Annotated in this window: 25 protein-coding genes and 3 pseudogenes; 10 read left to right on the forward strand and 18 right to left on the reverse strand. The window is 63.3% G+C overall.

What is annotated here, in order from left to right:
• Nucleotides 1–13: 13 nt before the first annotated feature.
• Together K663_RS20790 and K663_RS20795 are read left to right on the forward strand one after the other, a co-directional pair.
• Nucleotides 14–322 (forward strand): annotated as a pseudogene (locus tag K663_RS20790) (recombinase family protein); the annotation flags it as partial.
• Nucleotides 323–1696, forward strand: coding sequence for a hypothetical protein (locus K663_RS20795; protein WP_031293519.1), 1374 nt, complete (start codon nucleotides 323–325; stop codon nucleotides 1694–1696).
• A gap of 226 nt (nucleotides 1697–1922) precedes the next feature.
• On the opposite strand, the gene K663_RS20800 is transcribed toward K663_RS20795, so the two are convergent.
• From K663_RS20800 to K663_RS20830, 6 genes are all read right to left on the reverse strand, one after another.
• Nucleotides 1923–2351 (reverse strand): hypothetical protein, encoded by a 429-nt coding sequence (locus tag K663_RS20800; RefSeq protein WP_020818599.1) that lies wholly within the window; start codon nucleotides 2349–2351, stop codon nucleotides 1923–1925.
• Nucleotides 2348–2800: a MucR family transcriptional regulator gene (locus tag K663_RS20805; protein ID WP_020818598.1), complete on the reverse strand. Its 453-nt coding sequence runs from the start codon at nucleotides 2798–2800 to the stop codon at nucleotides 2348–2350. Before K663_RS20805 ends, K663_RS20800 begins: the two co-directional genes overlap by 4 nt.
• A 500-nt stretch (nucleotides 2801–3300) precedes the next feature.
• Nucleotides 3301–4140 carry a JAB domain-containing protein gene (locus K663_RS24490; protein WP_158500939.1) on the reverse strand — a complete coding sequence of 280 codons (840 nt, stop codon included), beginning with the start codon at nucleotides 4138–4140 and terminating at the stop codon, nucleotides 3301–3303.
• Nucleotides 4141–4262: 122 nt separating this feature from the next.
• Entirely contained in the window at nucleotides 4263–4736 is a 474-nt protein-coding gene (locus K663_RS24495; RefSeq protein ID WP_020818528.1) for a hypothetical protein, read from the reverse strand.
• 41 nt (nucleotides 4737–4777) lie between these two features.
• Entirely contained in the window at nucleotides 4778–5086 is a 309-nt protein-coding gene (locus K663_RS20825; RefSeq protein ID WP_020818527.1) for a hypothetical protein, read from the reverse strand.
• Nucleotides 5087–5169: 83 nt separating this feature from the next.
• Nucleotides 5170–5691 (reverse strand): helix-turn-helix transcriptional regulator, encoded by a 522-nt coding sequence (locus K663_RS20830; protein WP_235589628.1) that lies wholly within the window; start codon nucleotides 5689–5691, stop codon nucleotides 5170–5172.
• Between the two features lie 589 nt (nucleotides 5692–6280).
• Here K663_RS20830 and K663_RS20835 point away from each other — a divergent pair.
• The 3 genes from K663_RS20835 to K663_RS20845 all read left to right on the forward strand — a co-directional run bounded on the left by K663_RS20835 (nucleotide 6281) and on the right by K663_RS20845 (nucleotide 9624).
• Complete coding sequence (locus tag K663_RS20835; RefSeq protein ID WP_235589629.1) at nucleotides 6281–8554, forward strand: TonB-dependent receptor; 2274 nt, start codon at nucleotides 6281–6283, stop codon at nucleotides 8552–8554.
• Nucleotides 8555–8721: 167 nt separating this feature from the next.
• Nucleotides 8722–8934: a hypothetical protein gene (locus K663_RS20840; RefSeq protein ID WP_020818524.1), complete on the forward strand. Its 213-nt coding sequence runs from the start codon at nucleotides 8722–8724 to the stop codon at nucleotides 8932–8934.
• A gap of 240 nt (nucleotides 8935–9174) precedes the next feature.
• On the forward strand, nucleotides 9175–9624 hold the full coding sequence (locus K663_RS20845; RefSeq protein ID WP_021224259.1) for a hypothetical protein: 450 nt from the start codon (nucleotides 9175–9177) through the stop codon (nucleotides 9622–9624).
• A gap of 10 nt (nucleotides 9625–9634) precedes the next feature.
• On the opposite strand, the pseudogene K663_RS20850 reads toward K663_RS20845, so the two are convergent.
• From K663_RS20850 to K663_RS20895, 10 genes and pseudogenes are all read right to left on the reverse strand, one after another.
• Nucleotides 9635–10608, reverse strand: a pseudogene (locus K663_RS20850) (tyrosine-type recombinase/integrase).
• Nucleotides 10605–10865, reverse strand: a complete 261-nt coding sequence (locus tag K663_RS20855; RefSeq protein WP_020818521.1) for a hypothetical protein — start codon at nucleotides 10863–10865, stop codon at nucleotides 10605–10607. Before K663_RS20855 ends, K663_RS20850 begins: the two are co-directional and overlap by 4 nt.
• Nucleotides 10862–11233: an antitoxin PaaA2 family protein gene (locus K663_RS20860; protein WP_020818520.1), complete on the reverse strand. Its 372-nt coding sequence runs from the start codon at nucleotides 11231–11233 to the stop codon at nucleotides 10862–10864. Before K663_RS20860 ends, K663_RS20855 begins: the two co-directional genes overlap by 4 nt.
• 37 nt (nucleotides 11234–11270) lie before the next feature.
• Entirely contained in the window at nucleotides 11271–11639 is a 369-nt protein-coding gene (locus tag K663_RS20865; protein WP_020818519.1) for a DUF7673 family protein, read from the reverse strand.
• Nucleotides 11636–11818, reverse strand: a complete 183-nt coding sequence (locus K663_RS25330) for a hypothetical protein (protein ID WP_020818518.1) — start codon at nucleotides 11816–11818, stop codon at nucleotides 11636–11638. Before K663_RS25330 ends, K663_RS20865 begins: the two co-directional genes overlap by 4 nt.
• Before the next feature lie 31 nt (nucleotides 11819–11849).
• Entirely contained in the window at nucleotides 11850–12131 is a 282-nt protein-coding gene (locus K663_RS20875) for a type II toxin-antitoxin system YafQ family toxin (protein ID WP_020818517.1), read from the reverse strand.
• Entirely contained in the window at nucleotides 12118–12381 is a 264-nt protein-coding gene (locus K663_RS20880; RefSeq protein ID WP_021224639.1) for a type II toxin-antitoxin system RelB/DinJ family antitoxin, read from the reverse strand. The genes K663_RS20875 and K663_RS20880 overlap by 14 nt, the downstream gene beginning before the upstream one ends.
• 124 nt (nucleotides 12382–12505) lie before the next feature.
• Nucleotides 12506–12736: pseudogene (locus tag K663_RS23585) on the reverse strand (CopG family ribbon-helix-helix protein); the annotation flags it as partial.
• A gap of 284 nt (nucleotides 12737–13020) precedes the next feature.
• Nucleotides 13021–13545, reverse strand: a complete 525-nt coding sequence (locus K663_RS20890) for a hypothetical protein (RefSeq protein WP_037485683.1) — start codon at nucleotides 13543–13545, stop codon at nucleotides 13021–13023.
• A gap of 100 nt (nucleotides 13546–13645) precedes the next feature.
• Nucleotides 13646–14941 carry a hypothetical protein gene (locus K663_RS20895; RefSeq protein ID WP_020818513.1) on the reverse strand — a complete coding sequence of 432 codons (1296 nt, stop codon included), beginning with the start codon at nucleotides 14939–14941 and terminating at the stop codon, nucleotides 13646–13648.
• A 110-nt stretch (nucleotides 14942–15051) separates the two neighbouring features.
• Between K663_RS20895 and K663_RS20900 the strand changes: the two genes are divergently transcribed.
• Nucleotides 15052–16005: a lytic transglycosylase domain-containing protein gene (locus tag K663_RS20900; protein WP_021223069.1), complete on the forward strand. Its 954-nt coding sequence runs from the start codon at nucleotides 15052–15054 to the stop codon at nucleotides 16003–16005.
• A 40-nt stretch (nucleotides 16006–16045) separates the two neighbouring features.
• Here the strand turns inward: K663_RS20900 and K663_RS20905 are convergent, their stop codons facing one another.
• Complete coding sequence (locus tag K663_RS20905; RefSeq protein WP_020818511.1) at nucleotides 16046–16540, reverse strand: helix-turn-helix domain-containing protein; 495 nt, start codon at nucleotides 16538–16540, stop codon at nucleotides 16046–16048.
• Nucleotides 16541–16707: 167 nt separating this feature from the next.
• Nucleotides 16708–17157 (reverse strand): hypothetical protein, encoded by a 450-nt coding sequence (locus K663_RS20910; RefSeq protein WP_020818510.1) that lies wholly within the window; start codon nucleotides 17155–17157, stop codon nucleotides 16708–16710.
• A gap of 349 nt (nucleotides 17158–17506) precedes the next feature.
• On the opposite strand from K663_RS20910, the gene K663_RS20915 reads away from it, so the two are divergent.
• From K663_RS20915 to K663_RS20930, 4 genes are read left to right on the forward strand one after another with little or no spacing between them, the layout of a single operon-like run.
• Nucleotides 17507–17827, forward strand: a complete 321-nt coding sequence (locus tag K663_RS20915; protein WP_020818509.1) for a hypothetical protein — start codon at nucleotides 17507–17509, stop codon at nucleotides 17825–17827.
• Nucleotides 17828–17885: 58 nt separating this feature from the next.
• Nucleotides 17886–18176 (forward strand): type IV conjugative transfer system protein TraL, encoded by a 291-nt coding sequence (gene traL / locus K663_RS20920; protein ID WP_020818508.1) that lies wholly within the window; start codon nucleotides 17886–17888, stop codon nucleotides 18174–18176.
• Between the two features lies 1 nt (nucleotide 18177).
• Nucleotides 18178–18744, forward strand: a complete 567-nt coding sequence (locus K663_RS20925) for a type IV conjugative transfer system protein TraE (protein WP_020818507.1) — start codon at nucleotides 18178–18180, stop codon at nucleotides 18742–18744.
• Nucleotides 18741–19541, forward strand: a complete 801-nt coding sequence (locus K663_RS20930) for a type-F conjugative transfer system secretin TraK (protein ID WP_021223067.1) — start codon at nucleotides 18741–18743, stop codon at nucleotides 19539–19541. The genes K663_RS20925 and K663_RS20930 overlap by 4 nt, the downstream gene beginning before the upstream one ends.
• The last annotated feature ends 2 nt before the right edge of the window (nucleotides 19542–19543 follow it).

Raw genomic sequence — 19543 nt, forward strand, 5'->3', positions numbered from 1 at the left:
TCTTTGCAACAGAGCCCTCCTGAGTCTTGAGGAAAAGATCGACACATCGTCGGCCGCCGGCGAACTCATCTTCCATGTGTTCGGGGCCATCGCCCATTTCGAGCGGAGACTGATCTCCGAGCGAACCAGGGATGGGATCGCCGCCGCGCGCGCCAAAGGCAAGTTGCCCGGCCGTCAGCCGCTCGACATGTCCAAGGTACATGCCGCCATCAAACTGGTCGAAGCGAGCATCTCGCCGACAGAAGCAGCACGACAACTCGGCATCGGCCGATCGACCATCTATCGAGAAATGCGCCGCCTCGGCGTGGAAAGGCCCATCTGAATGTCCAGATCGAAATCGGCTCACGATCTTTCCGGCCTGATGAAATATGCGGATCGCGCGCCATGGGATGAGGCATTGGCCGAAATGCTGTCCGCGCATCTCGATCCGGCGAGCGAAGCGACCGGACTCGAGCCTGACGCCATATTCGAGATAATTGGCGATCACTGGCAAGGGCCGCTATGGGGCTGCGCCTTTGAAGATCTGCTTACGCAGGAACTGGAACCCGACGGTCGCAATCTGGTCGATGACTATCTCAAGCGCCGGGGCTGGAACGAAAAGGCGCCGAACAAGGCCTATATGCGCGCGTTACGCGATACGGTCATGTCGCTCTATGAGGTCAGCGAAGTCGTGCCTGGTCAGTCGATGACCTTGCGCGATCTGCTGCGCGACGTTGCTCCGGTGACGGTGCGCGAACACGGTGCAACCCAGACCCTGGTCAACTGGGACAAGATCGCCGCAAGGGTTGTCGACGTGAACGGGCGCCATGGCATTTCCGGAGCGCTGTTGCCGTTCAGCGCTGAGGGCGCCGTGCGAGTGGTCGAGGCATTTTCCCGACTTGCCGACGAAACTCAGGACACTGCGGAATTGGACCCGTCCGATCGGGACGCGCTTCTGGGAGCATCGGGACCGATGTTCACGAACATGTGGCTGCTCGACTGTCTGGGCAAGGCCATGCCCGGCAGCGCGCCGGATATGGTCAACGCCGACGGCGATGACCTGGTGTTCCACCGTATCGTTTTTCCGCTGGCGAAAGGCGTGGTCGGCAAGAGCCTGATCCGAAGGCTGAACGCGGCACAATGGCTGGAACCTGCCAGCGACAGTTTCTGGAACTGGCTGGCACCAGCGACGAAGAACAAGAAGCCGCAAGCGACCAAAGGCAAGCGGGCCTTCGTCACGACCATGGATGACGGCACGCCGGTTTTTGCCAATGTGGAACTGGCAGGGCGCAAGCTGATCGTCGAGGTAAACAGTGCCGCCCGCGCGGAGCGAGCAATTACCCAGATGGGCGAATGGCTTGGTGATTGCGTGAGCGCGCCTATGGCCGAAATCCGGACGCTCGATCAGGTTATGGCCGACGATGCCGCCCGCACGCCACAGGACGAGGCGCTGGATATTCCACCGCATGAAATGGAGCGCATCGTTCACGATATGCTGACCCGTGAATATACGAAAACGCTCGATGAGCCGGTCCCAGCCCTCAGCCACAAGACGCCACGCGTTCTGGCCTGTACAAAGGCGGGGCGGGTAAAGGTAGCCGACTGGCTCAAATATATCGAAAATGGCGCGGCAAAATCGGGCACCGCCGATCCGATGGGCACCTATGACTTTACATGGATGTGGGAAGAACTGGGGCTTAGCGACCTCCGGCGGTAACGGCCATCATGCGGTTCTTGAAATGTTCTCGCTTAGCGTTGTCTGGCGTACCTTCCACGCGATGCCCTCAGTAAAGGAATTCATACTCGCGAGAACAAGACTCTTGATCCTTTCGACCCCCCGGGGCTGTTGGAAACAAACCGACACTTTATTCCAGAATTTATTACTCCACCGGTAGGTACATATCCGGCCACGATGTAAATATTGCTCAGGAGATCTGGCGTTGTCAGGGCCGGCAACGCTGGTCGGAACGCCAGTAGCGCTCCCAGCGCGCGACGGTGCCGGTCGCAAGCATCGCGCAGCTGAGGTTGCGGCCATCGGCAAGAGTGCAGAAGGCACCGGTTCTGGCGCCGCCCGCCGGACCGGTCGAGAGACAGCGCATTGGCGCTGCGCGGACGCGGATATGGCTGATGCCTGCGTTGGCGATCCGAACCTCACCGCGCGAGCCGCCAAGCAGCTCCACCAATGCATTGCGCGCCGCGATCGGTCCAGCGCGGGGACAGGGATGGCCGCGACGGCAAGTACCATCCAGTTCGCGCGCGGCGATGCCCGCGATGCGGATGCGTGGACCCTCGGCACACCAGACCGGGCCATCGCCATCGGCGACAAGGGTGGGCGTGCAGAGGAATATCAGCCCTGCGGCCACGATACTCATGTAGCGATGGAGAGCTTCTTGCGCTTGCCGCGGCCGCGGCGGACGGTCGGTTGCCGGCCGAGGCCGATCTTCTTCGCGAGCTCGCGGCGCTGCTCGGCATAATTTGGCGCGACCATGGGATAGTCGGCAGGCAGCCCCCACTTCGCCCGGTACTGGTCAGGGGTCATCTGATAGTGGGTCATCAGGTGGCGTTTCAGCATTTTGAGCTTCTTGCCGTCCTCCAGACAGACGATGTAATCCGGCTTTATCGAAGCGCGGATCGAAACCGCGGGGACTGGGGCCTGTTGCTCAGGCTTGCCGGGCTGGCCGACGCTGGCGAGAGCGTCGTAAACCGATCCGATCAGCCGAGGAATATCGCCGACTTCGACCTTGTTGTTCGTCACATGCGCCGCAACGATGTCAGCCGTCAAAGTAATGAGATTCTCGTTGCGCCCCGCTTCCTCGCTCACAGCCCTGCTCCTGCTTACCGCCGCATCCGTAATGATCGCGGCGGGACCTGTTATCTGCTCGAATTAAGCGCGTCCATCGGTGAAAATGATACGGCGAACAGTCCAATAATCGATTGCAACCGAGGCCAGGTCGCTTTGAAGCGGCGCTTTATCCTGTCCGCCGGCTAATGCTGGTTCGTAGCGCCATTCGCCATTTGCCTGCCGACCGCTCGCCCGGACCTGGTTTGGCGATCGGTGCGCCGCGCGAGATGATTCAGCCCGGTGCGGTAGGCCCGAAGTGCGCCCGGCGCTTCGAATGATCAGTCCCTGATGTCATTGCCTGATTGGCAGGTCGCGTTACCCCCACACCGCGACCTGCCGCTGGCCCCCTTGCCTCGAAATAGGACAGGATGGTTAACAGCAATTTAACGTCGCGAGCCGGCGGCAATGCGATCGTGAACCTCTCCGGGATTCTCCTCCCCCCAACGCTGCGCCCGTCCAATCCATTTCCAGACGGCGCCTCAACCCTCCTGCATCCCTCCCTCATCCGCGCCAAAATAGTTTTCGAGACGCGCGGCCGTGTCGGGCGTCAGTTCGACAAACTGGCGCCTGCCATCGTCGGGATCGTCTATCTTCACGAGCAGCTTTGCCTCGCAAAGCTTGTTGACCAGCCGCAGCGCAGTGCTGGGAGGCGCGGTCGAAGCGAGGCAAAGGGCGCTCGTTGCCACCTTCTTGCCCTCGCTTTCGTGAATGAAGAGGTCGATCAGCATGTCCCAGGCCGGTTCGCCGAAGAGCTTTGGCGACCCGATCAGCTCTCGGCGGAACTGGCGGCGCTTATAGGCTCGGCGCGCATTTGCGAGCGCGGTTGACGCACTTTGCTGTTGTCCGCCGCCTCCCGACCCGGGATTGTCGCGCAGAACATGGGCGCAGGCGGGCGCACGATCAGATCCTATGCGCCCGCTCGCTGCGACGCGCTGGGCGTGGGTCGCCGTGACGACAATATGATCGACGATCTCGATATCGAGCGATCGACCAAGGTCGGAAAGCCTGCGCGTCGCGACGATGTCGTTTTCGCTCGGGGTCGCGTCGCCGCTCGGGTGATTGTGGACGAGAATGAGTCCGGTGGCGCCGTGCTCGATCGCGCGCCGAAAGATCGTTCTGGGATAAAGCTCGAGCTGCCGGACGGACCCATGGTGCAATTGCTCGTCCGCGATCAGGCGGTAGGAAGCGTCCAGGAAAAGGATGCGCAGCACCTCGTCCGGCAGCGATCCCATCGAGGCCATGAGATATTGGCCGAGCTTGGGGCAGGCAGGGTCGACCGGCTGCGTTGTCAGGTCGGCCTGCAGACCCTCAAGGAACATGTCCCGGGCGCCGAGCAGGATATCCGCGATCGAAGGGTGGTGACCCAGAACCCGCTCGAGCGCTTCTGGCGTTTGGGCCAGGATCCGTCCGATGCTGCGGAATTCCTGCAGCAGCGCGGCGGCTAGCCGCTCACCGTCATTCGGCTCGATGGACGCCAGAAAACGTGCCAGGACGGATCGCTGCCGCTGCGCCGCAAGCGCTGCTGGTGCCGCCAGGTTGCGAGGATGAGAAGGGGCGGGAGCAGCCAGGACGAAGCGACCTGCATCGTGAGATAGGCAATCGGGTTCATCGAGACGTCGAGCGCCCGGCTGATGTGCGCCAGCAGCGGCAGGACATGGAGGACGGCAACGATCATGGGCCAGAAGCGATGCGCCAGAAGCGCCAAGGCGATGGTCGCCGCCGAACCAATCAGGTCGATCACCAGGTAACCCAGGTCGACCGAATGATATTCCACCTGACCTGTCGAGACCAGCAGGCGATCGAGCAGGACCATCAGGATGGCAATCCCCACCATGACCCGCTCCGGAGCACCGCCCCGCCAGGCGGCGTAGCCGAGAGCCACCAACAGAAGGGCGATGAAGATTGCTATGCGCATCGTTCCCGCTTTTCATGCCAGTCGCTCCCGGTCAATCGCCGTCAGGCTACGGCCGCGAGATGCGGGGTCGTTTCCGCCGAGCCGGAGGGGCAATCGCGCAGATCGTAACTGCCCATTTCCTTGCCGATTTCGAGCAGGTCGCCATGGATCCGCAGGACGTCGCTGCTCACATCGACAAGCGACATCTGCGCCTTGGCGAGGCGCAGGATGGTCGCCTGGCCGGTCTTCGCGGGCGCACCGCTTTCGCGCCGCGCGGTCACCATGCTCGTCATCAGCGACGACAGGGCGATGATGGCGTCGTCGACCTTGGATTCAGCAGTCGGCACGTCGCGCTGCAGGCGGGCGGCCATCAGAGGTATGGATTGAGGCATAAGTTCTCCTTTGCCGGGCGCGCACCCGCGCGCCGGCGAACCGTGGGTCAAGTTGAACAGGTTCAGTTGGAGACGAGCCGCGTCAGCGCTTCCGCGATGCCGAGCCCCAGGAAAACGACGATGACCAAGGCGACGAGAATTCCCACCATGATCATGACGCGCGCCTGAATGCTGTGATCGTGTCTCCATCCGTCCCGGAACGGCAGGAAGAAGTCCCTCGATCCCTGGCCGGCGCCGAAGGTGGGCGCCGCACTGTCGCTCAGCTTCAGGACCGGTTCGGGATCGCCGTCCGGAAAGTCGGATGGCACCAGCGTCGGCGGCGAGGGAACCTGCACCGAGTCATATGTGATCCGGTCATATAGCTGTTTGAGACGCGCGTAGATGAGAGCTGCCTCGTCGCGATTGGCCGCGCCGAGGATGATCCGGGCAGCGGTGATGCGCTGGTCCACGGTCGGCTTGGAAATTCCGAGGATCCGAGCGATCTCTTTCGAGGTCTTACGCTCGATGAGCAGGTCGAGACAGGCGCGCTGCTTTTCGGTCAGGCGCAGCCAGCGTGCCAGGTCGTCATCTTCGTGCATCGTCATCGACATCACCGTCTTCGTTCTCGCCGAGGAGCGATCATAGGGGTGGCGCGAGGCTGCGCGGTCCCGCTGACGGCTTCGGGCAGGCCCGTCCGGAAGGATGCGTTCGACAAGACATGGCGGCGACGTAATCCGATTTTGCTCCTGATCGCCACCCCTTGGCATGTGAGCAAAGCCATGATGGCTCGTGCGGGTGCGCAAGAGACCGAGAACGCGCCATCGGCGGTGAGGCCTGACAAGCGGCTCCCCCGATGCACAGGCGGAAAGACCTTTTGTCGGCCATTCATCGGCTATTTCTTCCCGCCGCAAAGGCTATGGGTCGACTATTCAAGATTCCCCCCTTCGAATTCTCGGGCAATGCGACCGTCCCGGTTCGCATCATTGACGATAGTCAAGTTGCGAACAAGATTTGCTGTAGCCTCTCCAGCTACGCTCCCCAAAGCGGGTCTGGTCTCGCCGTCACCGCAAAAAGTCACGGATTGCACGGGCTGAAACACAGGTCGCGCGGGCAATCGCCGAACCTTTCATCAATCCTGTTGCAAGCGGGCGACGCCTTTATCTACTGGCGAAGGATTTGCTTTGGGGGGCCATCGTGGTGCGTTGTTTGTTGTGGGGAGTGGTGGGTCTGGCCGCTCTGTCTTGGAGTGGCTTTGCGCGTGCGCAGGAGCGCCATGTCGGCACCTACTCCGAAATCATCGTGACAGGGGAGAAAGCACGGAGATCCCTGCAGGACACGCCCAGCAGCGTGGCCGTGACCACCGCTCGGCGCATCGAGGAGGAGAATCTGTTATCACTCCAGGAGGTGTACGCGCGCACGGCGAATGTGACGGAGACGTTCAGCGCCGGCGGGTTCACTATCCGAGGCATCGCCGACCGCGGGATCATGGGCGGCGAGGGGGCAGCTCTCGCCACGATATTTGTCGATGGAGCTGCCGTGCCGGCCGCCATGGTTCATGCGTCGCCGGCGGATATGTGGGACGTCCGCCAGGTCGAGATTATGCGAGGCCCACAGTCGACCTTGCTAGGGCTGAACGCCCTGGCCGGGGCGGTCATCATGCGGACAGCCGAACCGACAATGGAATGGGAGCTGCGCGCTCGCGCCATGATAACGGACGCCGATGAGACGCAGTTCGCCGCCGCGCTGGGCGGTCCGATCGTATCCGGAGAGCTCGCATTCCGCGTCAGCGTGGAAAAGCGAGACGCCGACGGATTTACCTGGAATCCGACACGGCGCGCGCACGAGAATCCTCTTGATACGACCCAGGTCCGAGCAAAGCTCTTGTGGACGCCGACGGCCGTTCCGGGCTTCGAGGCGCGGTTCGGCTACACGCGCTATGACCGCTACAGCGGCTATTCGTTCAGCTTCACCGATACGTCTGTGCCCGACTTTTTCGACCGTCGGTGGAACTTCTCCGACAGTCCTAACGACAGTGAGGCGAGCACCGATATCGCGACCGCGGATCTGCGCTTCGATTTGGGCGCAGGTCTCTCCCTGACGGCGATCACGGCCTTCAATGAGATTAGCGAGTTCAATCGCTCCGACAACGACATGACGGCCGCCGATGGGGGCGCCTACGACCAGCAGAATCGCTATCGGACGTTCTCCCAGGAACTCCGGCTGAACTATGAGGGGGATCGCCTCAGCGGATTGATGGGGGCATTCTTCTACGATCGAAGGAACCGAAGCGCGACGGCGAGCGATGACAGCGTTCCGACGCCGGTCGACACGATAAGCGCATTGCTGCGAAGCAGTGGCATCGACGCGCCGACTGCGCAGTTGGTTGCCGGACTCTACAGCCGGGCGCTGGCAGCGATTCCGGTCGATTTCTCAGCGGATGCCTCTGGTCACGTGCGATCTTATGCCCTGTTCGGCGATGTTCAATTCAGGCTGACCGAGAGGCTCATGTTCACCGTGGGGTTTCGCTACGACCACGAAACGAACAGCTTGGGCATCGATCAGACCGCGCGGTTCGCGGGGGCCTATCCTGATCCGAGGGCTTTCGGCTCCACCGGGTCGCCGCTGTACCGCGCGGTGGTTGCAATCAACCAGGGCGTTGCCGGCATCGTAGCCCAAGCGAGCGGTTCGGCCGCCGCTACCGATCGGACCTTCGATGCGTTCTTGCCGAAGGCGGGGATCCAAATGGCCTGGACGCCGAACCTCAAGACTGGTTTCACGGTCCAACGAGGCTATCGGTCAGGCGGCTCGAGCGGCAATATCGCGCGTTCGGCGACCTTTTCCTACGATCCTGAATTCACCTGGAACTACGAGCTGTCGCTGCGTTCCGCGTGGCTCGATGGGCGGCTGACATTGAATGCCAACGCCTTCTATGTCGACTGGAAGGATCAGCAGGTTTCAGCGAACTTCGGCATGAGCATATACGACACGCATATCGTCAATGCCGGCTCGTCCCATCTCTATGGGTTCGAGATCGAGGCGACGCACAGCCCCAGCGGCGCTTTCGACTGGTACGCCTCGGTGGGCTACTCGCGCACGAGGTTCGATGAATTTGCCACGACGGTCGGCAGCGTGACGGACTATGACGGCCTTGAATTCGCTCATGCTCCGCGCTGGACGCTCGCCGGCGGCGTCAACATTCGTCCCGTCGATCGAGTGGCCATTAACTTGAACGCCAGCCATCGTTCAGCGGTTTTTACCGAGGTTCGCCTACCACAAAGCGCATCGCGGGCCAGCGGACGCACGCTGGTGAACGCGCGGGTCGCCTATGAGACAGGGCACTGGACGATGTCCGCTTTTGCCAGCAACCTTTTCGACGATCGATATTATCACTATCGCCTCGACGGGCTACCGCGTGCGGTCCTTGGAAACCCGCGCGTGCTGGGGATCGCGCTCGAGGCGCGGTGGTGATTTTGCGGCATGAGTAATGCCATAGATCGACAACCGGTCGTGGTACACGGCAGACGTACCGTTTGCTCTAGGCCGAACATCTGGATCCCCGCGCGCTGCCTCATCATCCCCTGCGCTCTGACGGCGGAATCGACGTTCAGCGCCTCGATGCTGACGGGGCCGGACATGTGCAGATAAGGCTTTACGCGAGCGGCGCGGGCAGCGTTGATCTGCTGCGCCGCCAGTTCCGGCTTCCAAACGGTCTTATTGCCAACGGAGTGGCCGAAATACGTCCCCTTGCCATCAAGGAGGTTTTCATAGCTCTGCGCGTGGCGAAGCTGTCTGACGTCGCGCGCCTCAAGCCTTGCGGTAACTTCCTCAGCGGTGAAGCGTCCATTTGATGCCTTGACCGATAATTCAATCTGGGCGGCGCGATTTTATATAGGGCATCGCGCTGGTAGCTGCACCGATCGTCGTCACTTCAAGGCCCCCGGCGAAAATAGTCTACCCGTGAACAATGCGACCGCGCGGGGCGATACTTAAGGTCCGGTCTCTCGCCGGCTCAAATCCCACGCCGTTTCACCTGAAATTAACCATGTCCTGCAATCGTCCGCGATTGGCTTGGCGGAAAGGGCGTTCTCGTGCGAATTGAAACAGCGAACAACTATCTGGCCGCGAGTCAGCGTCCATCATCGGCCGATCGCACCAGCTCGTCCTCATTCTCGGCGGCTCTCTCCACCGCGCCGGCAAGCACCGCTCAAACCGGGCCAGGCAGCGCCGCGCCGCCTGATTTCACCAGCATGACGCGCCAGGAGCTGTTCGACTGGATGAACGGCAAGATCAAAAGAGGCGAAATGTCGCTGGATGACAGCTCGGCGTTTCTCGGAATGACGGTGAAGATACCCGTTGGGACAGGGCAGGGCGCACCGATCGCGCTCGATGATTGGGAACGGGTCAACTTCGTGCAGCTCGCGCGGGACGGCATTGCAGGCGCCCAATCCCGAAACGACGCCATGACCCTGGCGATGCTACAGAGCGCCATGCAGATGATGCAAGGCGACCACGGCGCGAATATCAGCCGCCACGCCTGATCCTGCCGGCTCAAATCAACACCCGCTCCACTTCGTCCAGCGTCACGTCATCGGATCGCCGGTGGTAGAGCTGCGTCGTGCGGGTGGAGCTGTGGTTCGCCATAGTCGCGGCCGTCTCCAAGGTGCCGCCGTTCTTCAAATAGGTCGTGATGCCGGTCGCGCGGAACGAGTGGTTGCCGATCGCGGTGCCGATGCCCGCCGCGGTCGCGCGGCGGCGCACCATCAAGAAAGCATTGGCTTGGGCGAGGGGGGCATCGCTTAGGCGCTTAGTGCCGCGCGCGATCGTGCGGAACAGCGGCCCCCTGGCGCGCTCGCGCAAGCCGCAGCCGTCGATATAGGCGAGCAGATATTCCTCAAGGTTGTGGTGGCACGGCATTTCGTGCCGCTTGCCGCCCTTTTCGTGCAGGCGGACCCATAGGCGGCGGTTCTGGACGAAAGCATCGTCAACGGTCATGGCGACGGCCGCGCCGATCCGCGCGAAGCTATAGACCATGAGGCCGATAAGCGCGCGGTCGCGCAAGCCGGCATGGGTGGCAACGTCTATGGTGTCGAGTATCTGGCGCGCCTCGTCGGGGGCGAGAACGGGCGTCTTGCCGCGCCGCGCGCTGTGCGCCGGCCCGCGCACCGACGCGGCGGGGTTCACCGGCACGGCCTGGCCTGTCACCAGCCAGTCGAACAGGCGGCGCACGCCGGCGAGCTGCTGCTTGACGCTGGGCGGGGCCAGCTCGCCGCCTAGCGCCTCGATCCAGTCCGCGAAGTGGAGCGGCTGCACCTGGGCGAGCGAGGCGACACCGCGCGCCTCACACCAGGCCAGGAACTCGCCCGCCGCGCGCATATAGGCGCGGCGCGTGTGGGGATTGCGGATCGCAACGGCGAAGAACTCAAGGAATCGAAGCTGCGCGCGCTCGTCGGCCGCCGCGATCAACGCCGGCAGCGCCAGCGCAGCGACGATGCAGGCGAGGCCAGGGGGGCGAGCTGATTCATCGCGCGCGCTCCTGGCGGGCCGCGTCGATCGCCCGCTCGATCGCGCCGCGCGCCATCGGACTGTTCGACCAGCAGCTTGCGCCCAGCATCGCCGCGATGCGCCGGCACACCTCGTCCGCGCCCTGGCACGCCAGGGCTTCCATGCTGGCGATGCCAAGCGTTTCCAGGCGCTCAAGAACCGTGGGGCCGACGCCTTTCACGGCCAGCAGCACGGCGCGGTCCTCGGCGCTGAACCGGGCAGGGGAGGGCGCGGTCATTGCGCCGCCCTCTGCCACCGCGCCGGTTCGGGACGCGGCTTGGCGATCCATTGCTCTATTTTGGCGCAGACTTCTTCGTGCGGAATCCCCGGCCGCGGATCATCTATCGCGGCCTGAATACGACGCCGCAGCAACTCGTCGCGTAGATCGCCGTGCGGCTCCATTTCGATGAAGTTCTGGACGGTCAGGAACACCGCCTCGGAAGGATCGGCAAACCTGCCCCGTTCGATCTGCTCCAACAGCCAGTCGGCCTGATCTTTGGTAAGATACGCCTCGAAGCGCAAGCCCCCGGCGCGGGCCTGGTCGCGCAGCGCCGCCGCTTGGGCGCGCTCGGCCGCGTTGTCGTCCAGAAGCTCGTCGTCGGTCATATCGCCTCCCATTGATGGCGGTGGATCTCCGGCACGTTTAAACGGCCTCGGCCGGGTCGCCACGATAGCGCACCCAAAGGTCGCCCATCGCGTCGCGGTAGCCCCAGGCATCGGCGTAGGTCGTCGACTCCTGCGCCAGATAGGCCATGATCGTAAGCATATCCTCGGCAATAACGGCATCGACGTTGCACAAGTGGATGATCGGGAAATGCCCGCACTCGTCGCCGTTCCACCAGGCCAGGAGAAAATCCGCGACCTTCCATGATGCGCCGGTCTCGGCCGCGCGCGTCGGCGGCATGGCGATGGCGAGCAAGCGGCCGATCGCCGCGCCGGCCTCATCGAAGCTGACGTGCAGAATGACTGGGCGGCGCTGCGGGGGTGTCGTGGCCGAAGTGCCGGGGATCATTTCGGTAACCCGTTTTCGTCGTAGAGCAATTCGGCATGGTCAACATAGGGACGCTTCACATGCGCCGCGGCGCGGTCGGCGATAGTCAGCAGCTCGGCGCTGCGCCCACGCCGGGATGGCCTCATGCCAGCCATGAACGCTTCGTCCATCGGCGGATTGTCGGGTAGTTCATCGGTCATAGGGCCTCCATATCGGCGGCAAGCCATCTGCCTACAGATCGAGCTGCGAATGGGAGCCGAGACGGGCGAGGATCAGCCGGTCATCGTCAATGAGCCGGTAGATCAACACCAGGTCGGGCTTTACATGGCAGTCCCGATAGTCCTTCCAGTTGCCGGTCAAGGCATGATCCCGGTGCCGCGCTTCCAGCGGCGCATCCGTAGCCAGCGCCTCGATAATCCGCCGCAAATCGGTATCCAGCACATTGCGGCGCGGCCCTTTCGCCTCGCGCTTGAAGTCCCGGCGAAACGCCGTGGTGCGCTCAATCGTCCGCATGAAGATCGGCGAACAGCGCATCCACGGACGCAAACCGCTCGAGGCCGCCGCGCTCGACCTCGGCGAAGGCGGCCAGCGTTTCCGCGTTGGGCTGGAACAGCGCCGCCGGAATCTCCTTGTCCTGCGCGATCCGGGTCATCAACACGCGCACCACGTCGCTGACCGTCAGGCCCGAAGCCCGAATAACCTGACTGGCCGCATCCTGAATGTCGCCAGGAACGCGAGCCTGCACCATACGGCTTGCCGCCATGATAAACTCCTGCATCTGAAATCTGTATTTCAGTGTAATACACTTTGGGTGAAATTGCTAGAGGTGAATCCGGTTGCTGCATCGCACCCTGACATTGAGAGGCGTCCTCGCCGGCTTCGAGCTTCGCCAACCAGGCATCGGCTTCCTCAAGCGTCAGATGCAGGCCCGTCTGCTGATATTCGTCCCACACCCGTATGGCGTCCTGGCGGAATGCCTCGCGCTTTTCCTCACGTTCGACATACTGTGCGATGGCTTCGCGCATGATCCAATGCGAGCTGCGTCGACGCACTTCGGCCAGGTGCTGGACGCGCCCCTTAAGGGCGTCATCGAGTATGATTGATGTTGGCGCCACCATAGCGCGACCTCCGTAGCACCAGGCATACCTTGCGCTAAGCTACCTTATCTGGGCTGCGCCGACCAATTCTAGCGTCGACCGCGACGGCGAGTTCGATGTGTCCGCGTCAGTCTGGCTATGTCCGCTGTCAGGCTTCGTCAGGATGTTAGGGCCGGGGATTTCGGATGCTTTTCGGACCACATTCCCAGAAGGCGAGCACGTTTGCGGAATTCGTGCCCACCGAGGGTGATAGCTTTGCGCCACTCTCCGCGCCCCTTCCCTAAGCTGCCGACGCCCGCCAACCCTCAAGGTGCAGCTCGCAAGGGCAGAGGCGTTCTGCGCCAGATCACATAGCCGAATATTTCGCGCCGGTGGGCGCGCAGCTTGGGCCAAGGCCATCTCGTCTCGTGCCACCAGGCAATTCCGTGGCGATGGTCGTGCGCCTCGAGCCAGTCGCGGATCGCGGCGGGCGGCTCCGGCAGCTCCTGACCAGATTTCTCTTCGATGCGGTAGGACAGGAAAAAGGCGAGCCAGATGGCTATGGCCGCAACAGGAGCCGCGGTCCAAAGCGGAACCTCTAGGATGAAGCCCAAATAGGGCGCGAGCGCGGTCGGCTCGAGCCATAGCATCCCATGAAACACGGCGATCGTTTCAGCGATCAGCATGAGCAGCATGCCGAGGTGCCGCACGAGCTGTCCGTGGTTGCCGGGCCGGCATCGGGCACGCTGATAGGCGATGATGGTGGCATCGATCTGGCGGGCGCCGTCGCCAGGATCGTCGGGATTGAGGTGAGCGGCGAGCGCCGCATAATCGGCGGACCGGTCCTGCACAGCGTTATCCTCCAGACAGAATGCCATGAACGGGCGATGAGAAAGCGGCAGGCGCCATCGGTCCGAGGCCGCTCTCTCGAAACGGAACGAGAGGGGCCGGTCACAAGCCGAACGCCTTCCGCACGAGCGGCGCGATCCGCGCCTCTTCCACGTCGTCCGGAGAGACGCACAGAACCGGGGCGATCTGCTGCATGCGGGGGTGGGTCACGGCTTTCGCGGCGAGATAGGTTTCATCGGTGGATCCCATTGCCTCGACGATGATCTCCCGCGTTTCGCCGGTGCTGCGCGAGCGCGCTTCCAACAGAAAATCCGGGCGGCATGATCCGATTGGCGTGAGCGTGTCGAACACGGGCTTTTCGAGGAGAAGGTCGAGCCCTGCGCGATCGAAGGACCAGCGCAGCCGCAGCAGGTCACGCAGCACCGCGCGCTCGAACTCGGAATCGACAGGGATGAAGCGCTTTCCCGAGTAGATCGGCTGGGCATAGCCGCGAAGCGGCGCATAGCCATGCGCTTCGGGATATTGGCCCGCCACGACGATCGTCAGATAGGGGCCCTTGATCGTGTTCCCGCGGATCGAGGGGGACTGGACGCGGTTCGCCAGCACGACAGGATCGCTCCCGGCGACATGGATCGTCGAACCTTCGAACTTCTGCGTGAAGAGCGCGAGGAAGCCCTGGGGCGCATGCCCGGGCGGCCAGACTCGGGAGAGCTCGCGCAAGCGGGCATAGATGCGCTTGCTGTGGAGCGCCTGTGCATGCGTCCAGAGGGCACGGCCGAGCTCGATGCCCGGTGCGATTTCGACGCGCTGCGCCGCGATGGCCAGCGTCTTGAACTCGTCGCTGATCGAATGTTCCGGGTTCTCGTCGGAGAGGCAGAGCGTACGATTGAGACCGGAGAGGTTGATAAGACGCCAGAGCAATCGGGCGAGCCTTGGCACCGAGGCCTGGCGCGTTCTGTCGTCGCTGCTTTCCTCTTCGGGACGCTGCGCCAGCTTCTCGGGCGCCGGGCGCAGCACCTCGAAATAGCCGGTCGGCGGATCGGCCGGGCTCTCCTGCGTTCGCACTTCGCTCAGCCGGTTGGTGGCCTGATCGCGGAAGAACGGGCAGTCCGCCCTGTGTTCGGGACGGTTAACGCTGGTGAGACGGCGCAGATAGTAGGTTTCTGCTTCCGACAGGAACGCCGGCGTCAGGATCGGGGGCGGAGCGTCGGCCGACAAACAGTCGCAGGCGATCCACCTCTCGCCGATGCGCGCCTGCTGGACAAGCATGATCCCCGCTTCCTCGTCGGCGCGCGAACCCTGTCCGACATACCAGCGGACGAGAGCCTCTCGGACGGGCGCGGGAAGCGCAATTCTCCCTGCGCGGGTCCCGTCCGTATTGCGCGGGATCAGCCACATCGGCGCCTCCTGATCTTGATTTTTGAGGCTGACACTGCTCGGGCACGCGGATTGACAACCCGGCGGCCGCTGATCTTCCCTTGGCCTGTTTCGGTAGCAGGGAGGGTGCAATGAGGGCGTTGGGGATCGGTTTCGGCATTGTGGCGCTGGTCGTGTCGGGGGGCGCGGCAGCCCAGGGGAAAGAGGCCAAGCCCGCGCGCAGAGTGCAGCTCATCACGATGACCGCGCCCGGGCCGGAGAGCCGGCCGGATGCAGCCGCCGAACCCCCGAGCGTGCCCAACCCGGTGTCGACCGGTGCCCGTCCGCCGGACTTTCGGGTGCATGACCTCAGCCGCCGGTGGGTGGAATTCCAGATGGCGAACAGCTTCACGAACAGCGGCGTTGCGCTCGAGCAGGCAGCAAGCGGAAGCGCCGGGAGTGAAGGCTCGGCCGCCTCCGCCGAATGGTTGCCGCCGGCGCCTGCCATCCCCGTTCCTGCGTGGATGCGCGGCGGCGCGAGCTTCGATTTCGCGGCCAATCGCTTCGAGCCAGGCTGCGGCGTCCTTCCCTATCGGCCGACAGGATTCTTGAGGGCGGACGCTGAGAGCAGGCGCGCCAGCTATTATCAGCTGATGAGCGGGATCGCGTGCGAATACGGCATTCCGGTCGGGTTGTTCGATGCGATGATCATTCGCGAAAGCCGCTATCGCACCGATGCGCTGTCGCCCAAGAACGCCTTCGGCCTGACCCAGCTGATGCCCGGGACGGCTGCCTCGCTGGGAGTGAACCGCTATAGCGTCGAGGATAATCTGCGCGGCGGAGCGAGATATCTTCGCCAGCAACTCGACAGGTTCGGCCATTATCATCTGGCGCTTGCCGCATACAATGCCGGGCCTGGCCGCGTCCGTGGCGGGCTCGTGCCGCGCATCGCCGAGACGCAGGCCTATGTCGACAATGTCCTCATGAACTGGGCGCGCTTGAGCGGCGTCTACCGGCAAGCAACCGTGCTGCCGCGCCAGACCGCAAGCGTCTTCCCGCCTCGGTCGGTGCCGCCCGCGCGCGTCGCGAGCGTCTCGCTCTTCTAGGAGCGCGGCGGGGAAGGGCCCGGCGCCGAATCCGGTCGGGCTAGATCCGGAAGTCATCGCTCTCGGCCAGGCGTGCACGGCGGGCCAGCTTGGCGCTCACCTCGTCCAGCAGTTTCCGGACGACGGCTCGCCTGACCGGCACCGCCCATTCCGGGCGGACTTCCGAGCCATCGATGCCTTCGAGTTCTTCGAGCAGAACGATCAGGCCTTCCGGCATGTCGACGAATGCGTCGCAGATCATTGTGAAGAGCACGTCATGGCGCTCGATCAGGGGCTGCGGGATCGTCCCGCTTGCCTTGATGCGCACATAGGCCGCGACGATGTCGGTTCCGAGCGCGTGCAGGATGATCTGAAGCTCGTCCACAGTCATGGGCGACCGCTTCGTGGGGTCGCTGTGCAGCAGCAGTCCCAGGCGCGTCTTGCTGATGCCGGTGAGGGCGGCGAGCTTGCGTTGCGGGATGTCCTTTCGGTCCATCATGCACCGAATGAGCGGTACGAAATCGCGCAGGATCGTTTCGTCATCCGGCTCGAGCACGAACTATGATCCAGCTGTGGCGCGAGACGACATTAGCCCCCGAACCTCCCCGTTAGGGGACAAGGCAAACACGGTGAATCCCGCTTTGCAAGCGTCGTTGGAGCCAGAGTGAGCGCAATATTCCAGCGCAGATACCGCGATATAGCTCGCGAAGATCGGGCGATTTCCTAGTTTAGCCGCGTGCTCGTGCGCCCCGGTTCGCCCCCGTCAAGGCGCTGCTCAAGCGACAACCGGTCCAGTATCTGCGAGGTCTTGAGCTCGACGACATAGTCGAACAGCAGCGCCGAAAGCGCGTCGCCGATCGTCAGTGTGGTGTCGAGGCGGCGGCCGAGAGCCTGCCGCATTTCCTCAAGCGCCTGGGCATTCGCATCAGAGAGCGGAAGCCGGATTTTCACGTCGCCATGGGTCGGAATCGCCGCGAAATGCTCGCGCATCGTGCGCACTTCATGCCTGCCCGCGGCACCCGGTTCGGCGAGCCGCGCCGCGACCAGCGATACGAGCGTCTGATGCTCGTTCGTCTCATTGGAGAATAGGCGCAGGCACTCGGTGGTCAGCCGAAAGAGATATCCGGAGACATCGAGCACAAAGCCTTCGTGTTCGGCGGCCGTCGTCCCCACGTCGAGATGAATCCTTCTTCCTGAAAGGCAGCATGGCGCTGACTACTGCGACGGAGCCTGGAGTCTCGATGGTTAATATCTGCTGAGTCGTAGCCCCGAGTCTACCGGGACGCCACCAGCGCCGCAATTTCCGGGGCAAGTTGTCCCGCATTCCGGGCCAGTCTGCCCCGTAATCCGGGGCGCCATGCCCCGAATGAGCGGGCAGGCCGCCCGGCGTTCGGGGGCAGGGCCTCGATCGGCGAAAGATTCTTCCCCCGTCACCCCGGCTGCCCGTGACGACCCGGCCGCGGGTTGGTCAGCTTTCCCTGGGCGCGGTTCTCGTCGCGTCTCCAATTGAAGGGAACCCAACATGCAGTCAGTCCTGAAAGAGACCGGGCGCGCAGAGTTGGCGATCGTCGTGATCGCCGCCCTCCTGTTCGCCTCCTTCTGGTTCGCCGGTCCGGCATTCGCCGGCGCCGACACGACCTTCGACACGGCGCTCAACAAGTTCACCGATTTCCTCGAGGGCTCGGGCGGCAAGATCATCACGGTGCTTTCGCTCGCGGGCGGCATCGTCGCGCTCGCCTCCGGTCGCTTCTCCATGGGCCAGATCGCCATCCCGGTCGGTGTCGGCGTCGGCGCCGGCACGGGCATTCCCATCGTCACGTCGACGGTCACCGCGACGATCTGATCATTCCTGCGGTCGGGCGAAGTAGCAGCTTTGACCGACCCAAGGAGAGGGTGGTGCAATGGCGGCGGATAAGTACGTCATCCCGACTCATCTGGATGATCCCGAGCTGATCGGGCTGTGGACCCTGGATGAGTTCCTGGCGATGGTCATCCCCTTCGTCTGGGGGATTCTGTCTCAGCACATCCTCATCGGCATGTTGCTTTCGGGTGCGGGCTGGTGGGGTCTCAGAAAAGCGAAGGCAGGCCGGGCGACGTCATGGCTTCTCCATCTGGCCTACTGGTTTCTTCCGGCCGGCTTCACCGGTCTGAGAGCCACGCCACCCTCGTACCTTCGATTGATGGCGGGGTGATATGGAACTTTCCTACAGCCATTCGCACAGCCAGCGGGTCTTGCGGCAGCGGAATCTGCTCGCGATCGTCGCCGTCGGCCTCTGCGCACTGACGATCCTGCTGCTTATCTTCACGGTGTCGCGGGACCGCGAAATCGTGCTGCAGCCGATCCTGCGATCGCCGGTCACGGTAAGCTCCGCCGGGGTCAGCCGCGAATATCTCGAGATGATCACGCGCGACACGGTGGTGCTCACCCTCAATCGCAGCCCGCAGAACCTCGAATACTGGATGAACGCGGTGCTCGATATCACGGCGCCGGCCTCCCAGGGCAAGGTCAAGGCGGACCTGCTCAAGATCGTGAACGAACAGCGTGGATCTTCGATTTCGCAGTTCTTCACGATCGAAAAGATGGAGCTCGACACGAAGGGGCTGCGCTCGGAGGTGACGGGCAGTCTGCATACGATCGTCGGCAATCGGGTCATCTCGAACGAGCGGCGGACCTTTCGGTACGACTGGGAATATTCCGGCCTGTCCCTGAAGCTGATCGGCTTCGGCATGGTGACGGCCGAGCAGGGGAAGGATCAATGATGTCCGTCTATGTCGTCGGCAGTGCCGCTGCGGGCACCGCCTTCCTCTCGCGCGTCAACTGTCATCTGAGCCGTTGCACGGGCGCTGCGCTGATAGGCATTGCCGTTCTGCTGAGCGCGCAGCCCGCCTGGGCCGATCAGACCATCATGGCGGCGGACAGCAGCCAGGTCGACTGCCAGGCGTCCGCCAAGGACCTGACGCGTATCAGCCTGGTCGAAGACGAGTTCGCGTCGGTCTCCAAGATCTCCACCGGCAATCCGACCGATGACTTCTCGGTCGTCAACGAGCCGGTCCGCGGCGACATCTACCTGTCCGTTCCCGACGGATTTGCCCGCCCGGCGCTCTCCTTCTTCGCCACGAGCAAGCGCGGCTATGTCTACAAGTTCGTCTGCCGGATCGGCGGCGACCAGGCCGCCCAGGTCTTCGTCTCCAATCCGGCGATCGCAAACGAACGCGCAGCGGAGAACGGTCCGGCCGAGAGGCTCGGGACCCACGATGCCGCGGTCGAGCTGGTGCAGGCGATGTATTCGAATGCGGTCGCCGACGGCTACGAGATGCGCCAGCGCGCCTTGCGGCCGGTCTATGTTGGCACCCTCAAGGTGCAGATGATCGCGGAATATCGCGGTTCGGAGCTCAGCGGCAAGGTCCTGCGCATCGAGAACAAGGGTCCGTCAGAGGTCGAGCTGACCGAAGCGATGGTCGCTCCAGCGAGCGCCCTGGCCGTGTCGATCGCCGAGAGCAAGCTCGCTCCGGGCAAGGTCACCACCGCCTACCTCGTGTCCCAGAACGGAAGGTGAGG

It is taken from the genome of Sphingobium sp. MI1205 (genome assembly GCF_001563285.1).
In the GTDB taxonomy this organism is placed as follows: domain Bacteria; phylum Pseudomonadota; class Alphaproteobacteria; order Sphingomonadales; family Sphingomonadaceae; genus Sphingobium.

What these genes read in the sequence shown, in the direction of transcription:
- K663_RS20795 (WP_031293519.1), top strand. Translation starts at nt 323, where the DNA reads ATGTCCAGATCGAAATCGGCTCACGATCTTTCCGGCCTGATGAAATAT.
- K663_RS20800 (WP_020818599.1), bottom strand. Translation starts at nt 2,351, where the DNA reads ATGAGTATCGTGGCCGCAGGGCTGATATTCCTCTGCACGCCCACCCTT.
- K663_RS24490 (WP_158500939.1), bottom strand. Translation starts at nt 4,140, where the DNA reads ATGTTCCTTGAGGGTCTGCAGGCCGACCTGACAACGCAGCCGGTCGAC.
- K663_RS24495 (WP_020818528.1), bottom strand. Translation starts at nt 4,736, where the DNA reads ATGCGCATAGCAATCTTCATCGCCCTTCTGTTGGTGGCTCTCGGCTAC.
- K663_RS20825 (WP_020818527.1), bottom strand. Translation starts at nt 5,086, where the DNA reads ATGGCCGCCCGCCTGCAGCGCGACGTGCCGACTGCTGAATCCAAGGTC.
- K663_RS20830 (WP_235589628.1), bottom strand. Translation starts at nt 5,691, where the DNA reads ATGACGATGCACGAAGATGACGACCTGGCACGCTGGCTGCGCCTGACC.
- K663_RS20855 (WP_020818521.1), bottom strand. Translation starts at nt 10,865, where the DNA reads ATGACCGCGCCCTCCCCTGCCCGGTTCAGCGCCGAGGACCGCGCCGTG.
- K663_RS20860 (WP_020818520.1), bottom strand. Translation starts at nt 11,233, where the DNA reads ATGACCGACGACGAGCTTCTGGACGACAACGCGGCCGAGCGCGCCCAA.
- K663_RS20865 (WP_020818519.1), bottom strand. Translation starts at nt 11,639, where the DNA reads ATGATCCCCGGCACTTCGGCCACGACACCCCCGCAGCGCCGCCCAGTC.
- K663_RS25330 (WP_020818518.1), bottom strand. Translation starts at nt 11,818, where the DNA reads ATGACCGATGAACTACCCGACAATCCGCCGATGGACGAAGCGTTCATG.
- K663_RS20875 (WP_020818517.1), bottom strand. Translation starts at nt 12,131, where the DNA reads ATGCGGACGATTGAGCGCACCACGGCGTTTCGCCGGGACTTCAAGCGC.
- K663_RS20880 (WP_021224639.1), bottom strand. Translation starts at nt 12,381, where the DNA reads ATGGCGGCAAGCCGTATGGTGCAGGCTCGCGTTCCTGGCGACATTCAG.
- K663_RS20895 (WP_020818513.1), bottom strand. Translation starts at nt 14,941, where the DNA reads ATGTGGCTGATCCCGCGCAATACGGACGGGACCCGCGCAGGGAGAATT.
- K663_RS20900 (WP_021223069.1), top strand. Translation starts at nt 15,052, where the DNA reads ATGAGGGCGTTGGGGATCGGTTTCGGCATTGTGGCGCTGGTCGTGTCG.
- K663_RS20915 (WP_020818509.1), top strand. Translation starts at nt 17,507, where the DNA reads ATGCAGTCAGTCCTGAAAGAGACCGGGCGCGCAGAGTTGGCGATCGTC.
- traL (WP_020818508.1), top strand. Translation starts at nt 17,886, where the DNA reads ATGGCGGCGGATAAGTACGTCATCCCGACTCATCTGGATGATCCCGAG.
- K663_RS20925 (WP_020818507.1), top strand. Translation starts at nt 18,178, where the DNA reads ATGGAACTTTCCTACAGCCATTCGCACAGCCAGCGGGTCTTGCGGCAG.
- K663_RS20930 (WP_021223067.1), top strand. Translation starts at nt 18,741, where the DNA reads ATGATGTCCGTCTATGTCGTCGGCAGTGCCGCTGCGGGCACCGCCTTC.